Here is a 7,064-nt window from a genome sequence, read left to right on the forward strand (position 1 = left end):
GTTGCCGCTGCCTTGATGGCCTTCTGCTTGAGTTCGAACATGGCTGACCTCCTTGGTTCCCGGCGGTTCGCCCCTTTGGCCTTCCGCCTTGCGGCGCGGCTGACGCTCGGGCTCCGGCGGGCGTGCAGGGGCGGAAAGCGAAGGAGGGCTTGGAAGGCATGTCGTCCTCCGGTGTTTTCTAAAAAGTTTCGCCAGCCCTGGAAAACCGGTCTCCCGGCTAAAGTTTTTCGAAAACATCGCGTGCCCTTGTGCGTCCGGTGGGTTCCGTGCGTCAATGCGTGTCCAAGGCAGGAGCCGAAGGGGTTCCCGCTGGATCCCAGGAGGCTGTCAATCGGACGGGCGGAGGCTCCAAGGTGGCATGTTTCCGCTTCGCGGGTCGGATGTCGTTGCCTGAGTGGGCGTCGGATGGCGAATGCGCAGCGGTGGCTGCGTCGGGGGGCCGGGAACTCAGCAGGGTGGGGCGCTCGACTTCGAGAAGGGAACGCCCGACGTGGTTGATTCGGGAAGCCGTGCATGTAGGTGGAAGCGGCAAGCATAGAGTTGGGTGAGCACGCTACTGGATACGCGCATGCGAGGAGACCACAGAGCTGACAGCCAACCGACAACGTATGGCCTTGCTGGGCGCGTGATCTGCGGGTGACCTGACCGGACCGCCCCACACCCTGCCAGCCGGCCCATGCGATGCAGGAAACTCCCGAGGGTTTAGCGCGCAGCGGCGCCAGCGGCTCGACGCGAGACAGGTGATGAGGAGGCGTGGGCGGGGCGGTGCAAACGACCCGCAACGAGCCAGTGCCATAGCATGCCAGTTCCCGTGACTGGGCGGCACAGAAAAATTCGTCGACTCGTATGTCGGATGGAGTTTCGATCGTGCAAACACCTGCAGGTTGTCGCTTTGGGATGGCAACGAGCTCCGAGAGCGTCGTTCCTCTCTTCTCTCGTCGTACGAACGAAGCAAGTCCTCATCAACACTAAGTTGGCTTGTACGGGACGGCAGCCTTAACCTCTCAAGACGGATCATGTATGCATCATGCCCTGGTTATGATGCTTTTATGTCCTATGCCTCCGGTAGAATGAATTCATATGTATTGCAACCAGCATTCTGGCGAAGGATGGCCCATGACATATGCAGAACTACTCCAAAGCGGGGCATCAGCCACTGAAATCCAGGCGTTTCTCGCCGAAGGCGACAACGTTCCTGTCACCATGCGGATCCCCAGCAACCTGCGGGACTCCGCGAAGGAGGCTGCGACACTATACGGAATGAACTTCACCTCCTTCGTGAAGCTCTGCATCATCGAGAAGCTTTCAAAGCAAGGGTAGGAGAAGCATGACACCTAACGAGCAGAAAACAGCCGCCAAGAAGTTCGTGGAGCGCTGGCAAGCCGCCGAGGGCAACGAGCAGCGCGAGTCGAACAGCTTCTGGATCGAGCTGTGCTCCCAGGTCCTGGGTATCGCGAACCCCACCCAGCAACTCGACTTCGAGCGCAAGGTGAAGGGCCGCCGAATCGACGTCTTCTACGAGGATCGATCCATCCTGATAGAGAACAAGAGCCGAGGCGTCAGCCTCGACGAGCCGGAGCATCGCGGCAAGGATCGCTACGGCAACAAGCGCCTCGTCACACCGTTCGAGCAGGCCAAGTGGTACGCGGACAACATCACGCCCCGCAGCGTCATGCCCAAGTGGATCATCACCTGCAACTTCGACGAGATTCGCATCCACGACCTGGACAAGGAGGACGCGGAGTCCGATTACGAGACGATCCGACTTGAGGATCTGCCGAACCAGTACCACCGCCTCTCGTTCTTCACCCGCAAGGAGAACAGCCGCCTCGAGCGCGAGAAGCAGCTCTCGGTCAAGGCGGGCGAGGTTGTCGGCAAGCTCTACGACGCATTCGCCAAGGCCTACCGCGATATCGAGCACGACGAGCGCGAGCAGAGGAGTCTGAACATCCTCGTCACCCGCATCGTGTTCCTCCTCTTTGCAGAGGACGCGGAGCTCCTGCAGGAGCGTGAGGCCTTCTACAAGTATCTCAAGGGCTTCCAGGTCAATCACATGCGACAGGCGCTCATCGACCTGTTCGGCGTGCTCAAGACGCCCAGGGAGGAACGCGACTACTACCTCGGCCCCGACCTCGCGGCCTTCCCGTACGTCAACGGCGGCCTCTTCGAGGATGAGATCATCATCCCACAGTTCGACGAGAACACGCGCTTCATCCTGCTCCAGGAGGCGTCCGCCGAGTTCGACTGGAAGGACATCAGCCCCACCATCTTCGGCGCGGTCTTCGAGAGCACGCTGAACCCCGAGACCCGCCGAGCGGGCGGCATGCACTACACGTCCATCGAGAACATCCACAAGCTCACTGGGCCGCTCTTCTACGACGCGTTAAGGGACGAGCTGACGGCCATTGAGGGCTTAGCCATCCAGAAGGAGCGCAGGTTCAAGCTGGGGGCGTTTAGAGCCAAACTCGCAAGCCTCAAGTTCCTCGATCCCGCATGTGGCAGCGGCAACTTCCTGACCGAGACGTATCTCTCCCTGCGCAAACTAGAGAACCGCGTGCTGGAGGACCTGTACGGCGGGCAGATGGTCATGGGCGAGCTCGACCCCATCCAGGTGACCACCGACCAGTTCTTCGGCATCGAGATCAATGACTTCGCAGTCGAGGTCGCCAAGACCGCGCTTTGGATCGCCGAACTGCAGATGCTCGACCAGACGCGCGAGATCCTCTCCATGTGGATTGACCCCCTGCCGCTCAAGGCGAACGAGAACATACACGAGGGCAACGCGCTGCGCATGGATTGGGAGGATGTACTGTCCGCGAGCGAGTGCAGCTACGTTGTCGGGAACCCACCCTTTATAGGGCAGGCAATGCAAACTCGACAACAATCGGATGAGGTCACGCGACTGTTCCCAGGGGTGTCTAACGCCGGCAAGCTCGACTATGTTGCCGGCTGGTTCAAACTTGCTGCTCTGTACACCAAGAATGCGTTGACACGCTGTGCGTTCGTGTCTTCGAACTCGATCTGCCAAGGGGAGTCGGTAGCCGCGCTTTGGAAGGGGCTGTTCGACGGGGGCTGTACCATAGATTTCGCCTACACGACGTTCGTCTGGAACAACGAGGCTTCCGACAAAGCGCACGTTCACGTTGTGATAGTTGGCTTTTCGATGTACAACCACGCCTCGTCAAAAACAATTATTGCCGCAGATGGCAGCGTCCGTCCAGCCACTAACATCAACGGATACTTAAAGGACGCTCCTAACGTCTTTGTCCGCAACAGGACGAAGTGCATCAATGCATCGCAGTGCGTCGTAACGCAAGGAAGCCAACCAATGGAAGATGGTCAGCTCAACTTCACGAAAGCGGAGCGGGATGCGTTCGTGACGAAATACCCTGGGACGGAGGCTCTTTTCAAACCCGTGCTTGGAAGTAGGGAGTTCCTGAACGATACGGAGTACACTCGATTTTGCCTCTGGCTTGTAGGGGTTAATCCGTCGGCATACGAGGGAAACCCTGAAATACGAGAGCGCATAGACCACGTGCGCGAGTATCGCATGAACAACAAGATACCGCGCATCCGGAAGACTGCAGATGCGCCGCATCTATTTACGCAAGTCCGGCAACCCGATAGCGAGTATCTCATAATCCCGAGGGTATCTTCGTCTCGCCGTGAGTACATCCCTATCGGATACGTGTCGCCGGATGTGATTGCGAACGACGCTGTTGTAATCGTGACAAACGCAAGCCTCTACGATTTCGGGCTGCTCTCCTCACGCACGCACAACGCGTGGATGCGAACGATTGCCGGTAGGTTGAAGAGCGATTATCGCTACGCGCCCTCCGTGTACTACAACTTCCCATATCCTGACCCATCGGAGGAGCAGCGTGCTCGCGTGGAAGAGGCTGCGCAAAACGTTATTGCTGCCAGGGAATGCCATCCCGATGTACCCCTAGCGAAGATGTACGATCCAGATAAGATGCCCAAGGATCTTCACGCTGCTCATAAGACACTAGACGCAGCTGTCGAAGCTGCTTATGGCATCGATTATAGCGGTGACGAGGAGAAGATTGTCGCCCACCTATTCCAGCTATACGCAAAGATGACGGAAGGCGATGAATAGCCGTGGCAAGAGAAAAGAATAGCCTCATGTTCGCCAAGATCGTTTGCTTTGATGAGGGATCTGCTACTGATTACATCCAGATGGTTAACGGCGGCGATGCCACCACCGTGAAAGAGAAGACAAGCGAGCGGGATGGCGCGCTTCAGGGCAATGCCGATGCGAAAGCCAGTCTGAAGACAAAGCTCTTGGAGATACTGACGGGCATCGACATTTCGGCAGAAGCATCAGGTGCCGCCAGCGTGTCTTTCAATACGAGCGCCGTCGCAAAAAGCATAATTAGCAACACCGTTTTGACCGATTTCCTCGGAGCTACGGACTCGCGCGAGGACATCAGGCTCTTTGAGGGGTTTTCCGTGGAGGCAATCGACAACTCGCTTGCCAGCTATGCTCTCATGACGCCTTACCTTGCCATGCTGCGAGGCGGCAACATTCCCGCTGGCGACTTCAATCTTGCCCTCGACAAGCTAGACTCGACAATCAAAGACGCCAAGGGGTATTTCGAGTTCCTCGGTTCAGCTGAAAAAGAACGGGTCGTTTTTCGCTTCAACAGGCAATCGTTCAAGAACAACTACAAGGTCACCGACCTGCTGCGCATGGACCTGACCATCTATGCTGCCGAAGTCGGAATCTGCACTCTTGAAGAACTCGACGTGAGCAACGAGTTGAACGTAGCGCATACGATAACGACTAGCAACCCAGACTACGAGCCTGCAGGACCTGTTGATGACGATGGCCTTAACTCTGAGAAGCTCAAGGTGTACGACGTTCTTCTTGCCGGGGTGAGGTCACATGGTTGAGAGAGTCGTCCTATTCGACGGGTGCGACGCCGACTTCCAGAAGCTTCTGAATGAAAGTATCGACAAGAGGGACGATACTGTCGAGTTCCTCACACTCATAAGGAAATACAACTATCGGGTCAGGTCAAACGACTATGCGACCAACGACTACAGCCTTGAGGATAAGCCCGACGCCGACAACGGTATCGTCAGGGCAGCCGACTTCGGCTCAGTTGTTGACCATGTGATATCGAACTTCGCGGCAATCGTGACGCAATCGTACAACGTGCGCAACCTTTTCATTCAGAATGCACCGAAGCGCGTAAGGGCATCGCTTGAGTCGGCGTTCCCAGAAGCGATAGAGGCTCGGGCAACGACGTATCGAGAAATCGACAAGCCTTCAGTCAAATCGATCTATGAAGCGATGGAAGAAGGGATACTTGGCCAGCTTGATTGTAAGCGGGAGATCGCCCTGTCGCTGTATAGGCTCAGCGTCATGAGTGGAGACCGTCCGGTCGTGTTGATGTTCTACGGGCCGTCAGGCGTCGGAAAGACCGAAAGTGCGAAATGCCTCAGCGAGGCTCTCGGTGGCAAGATGACAAGGGTTCAGATCTCAATGATGCAGACGACGGAGGCGTACGAGTACCTTTTCGGTGCCGAGCATTCCAAGGGAAGCTTCGCAAGGGACCTTCTCGGAAGGGAGTCCAACGTCGTGCTCCTAGACGAGTTCGACAAGGTCAGCAACTCACTCTACAACGCGTTTTACCAGCTGTTTGACGAGGGTGTGTTCGTTGACACGAACTATGAGGTTCACATGCCCGGAGGGATATTCATCCTTACGTCGAACTTCGGGACTGAGGCTGAAATTCGTCGCGAGCTAGGCGCTGCGATGTACTCACGTATCGGCGCTTGTATCGCCTTTGATGATCTCCCCGTGGAGGCAAAGCGGGAGATAGCCAGCAGGCACTTCAGAGAGGTTTACAAAAGCCTCGACCAGGACGACAAGGACGATATCGACTCAAGAGACATCGAGACGTGGTTCCAAGACAATGCAGAGAAGTATGACAACATGCGCATCATGAAGACGAAAATCGACCGTGCCGTGTTCGGCAGACTGACCGACAGGCTACTTGCTGAATCAGGTGAAAACGAATCTGCCATGGCATAGCGCAGGCGGAGGACTTTTATGTTGAACCTCGACGAACTCAAGGCATTCAAGGAGGGCAACCAGCTTTAGATGAAAGCCGCTCGGGGTCGCGACGGGTCCAGGGCGGTGCCGCGCATCGCATGGGACGACTACGCCATCATCATAGCCAGCCCCGGCGAATTCCGCATACCCGTCTCCGAGGCCATGAAGCCCAGCAACTCCGATCCTCGCAATGAGACCATGATGAAGATGCTCGCGAAGATTGAGATTGGCGAGCGTGCCGGCGGCGGCATGGACAAGATCATCGCGGGGTTGGGCCTTGACAGGCTATGAGAAGCCGAGCTACGAGGTGGCCTTTGGTCCGAATCGCACGACCCTCACTATGCTGCTGACGTACGTGTCCGGTGTTTCGACTGGTCGAAACGAGCTCGAGAGGTGAAGACGGAGATCGTGAGAGTCTTGAACTCGTCCGTAAAGCCCCCTGAGCTCGACTGTCATCACAGACTCCATTGGGCTGGGAAGGACGGGGATCAACGAGCTTTTGGGAGAGCTAATTGCGTCGGGGCACGTCGTTACGGGGAGTGTCACCAGGTCGAGGAGGTACCGTCTGGCGTAGCCACCCTGCGATTCAAATCACATGCAGGGCGCGTGCCCGCCACTTTGTGACGCATGTCGACAATGCCTGTACCGATAAAGGTGTGGGCATTGTTCGTCTCTACTCACCTTGAGACGGGGCATCCGGCAGTATCGAGCTACCCAACACGGGGGCGACTCCGACGAGGTCAAGACCATTGCTCACTGATGCGACATCGCGGGTTGTATTGGCCTCTCAATGTTTACCCTCGTTGCATATCCGCGATCAGGCTGTCTTCCTTCTCCAGCTCGCCGCGTTCCACGTCGCCGGCGATGCCGACGAAAAGGTCGCTCAGCAGCTCGACCTTCGCGATGAGGCGCTTGTCCATGGCCGAGCAGTCGCGCAGGCGGCAGAGCTCCTGGTAGACCTGGCGCATTGATTCGCGGAGCA

At 57.0% G+C, this 7,064-nt stretch carries 6 protein-coding genes; 5 read left to right on the top strand and 1 reads right to left on the bottom strand.

Annotated elements, in window-relative coordinates; genetic code table 11:
- The first annotated feature begins 1,116 nt into the window (after window positions 1–1,116).
- The 5 genes from NOV21_RS06370 to NOV21_RS06390 all read left to right on the top strand — a co-directional run bounded on the left by NOV21_RS06370 (window position 1,117) and on the right by NOV21_RS06390 (window position 6,373).
- Complete coding sequence (locus NOV21_RS06370; protein WP_077597368.1) at window positions 1,117–1,320, top strand: hypothetical protein; 204 nt, start codon at window positions 1,117–1,119, stop codon at window positions 1,318–1,320.
- 7 nt (window positions 1,321–1,327) lie between these two features.
- The gene (locus NOV21_RS06375) at window positions 1,328–4,117 is read left to right on the top strand and encodes a DNA methyltransferase (protein ID WP_283171705.1); all 2,790 of its coding nucleotides are present in this window, start codon (window positions 1,328–1,330) and stop codon (window positions 4,115–4,117) included.
- Window positions 4,118–4,143: 26 nt separating this feature from the next.
- Window positions 4,144–4,914 (top strand): DUF6414 family protein, encoded by a 771-nt coding sequence (locus NOV21_RS06380; RefSeq protein ID WP_283171706.1) that lies wholly within the window; start codon window positions 4,144–4,146, stop codon window positions 4,912–4,914.
- The gene (locus tag NOV21_RS06385) at window positions 4,907–6,061 is read left to right on the top strand and encodes an AAA family ATPase (protein ID WP_283171707.1); all 1,155 of its coding nucleotides are present in this window, start codon (window positions 4,907–4,909) and stop codon (window positions 6,059–6,061) included. The genes NOV21_RS06380 and NOV21_RS06385 overlap by 8 nt, the downstream gene beginning before the upstream one ends.
- Window positions 6,062–6,130: 69 nt before the next feature.
- Window positions 6,131–6,373, top strand: coding sequence for an ATP-binding protein (locus tag NOV21_RS06390; RefSeq protein WP_077597364.1), 243 nt, complete (start codon window positions 6,131–6,133; stop codon window positions 6,371–6,373).
- Between the two features lie 503 nt (window positions 6,374–6,876).
- Here the strand turns inward: NOV21_RS06390 and NOV21_RS06395 are convergent.
- Window positions 6,877–7,064, bottom strand: a 188-nt coding sequence (locus NOV21_RS06395; protein WP_283171786.1) for a hypothetical protein, incomplete at its 5' end; no start/stop codon positions are given.

Source organism: Curtanaerobium respiraculi, assembly GCF_024609215.1.
Lineage (GTDB): Bacteria > Actinomycetota > Coriobacteriia > Coriobacteriales > Eggerthellaceae > Curtanaerobium > Curtanaerobium respiraculi.

Coding starts and splice junctions, on each gene's coding strand:
- NOV21_RS06380 (WP_283171706.1), top strand. CDS start 4,144: ATGTTCGCCAAGATCGTTTGCTTTGATGAGGGATCTGCTACTGATTAC.
- NOV21_RS06370 (WP_077597368.1), top strand. CDS start 1,117: ATGACATATGCAGAACTACTCCAAAGCGGGGCATCAGCCACTGAAATC.
- NOV21_RS06390 (WP_077597364.1), top strand. CDS start 6,131: ATGAAAGCCGCTCGGGGTCGCGACGGGTCCAGGGCGGTGCCGCGCATC.
- NOV21_RS06375 (WP_283171705.1), top strand. CDS start 1,328: ATGACACCTAACGAGCAGAAAACAGCCGCCAAGAAGTTCGTGGAGCGC.
- NOV21_RS06385 (WP_283171707.1), top strand. CDS start 4,907: ATGGTTGAGAGAGTCGTCCTATTCGACGGGTGCGACGCCGACTTCCAG.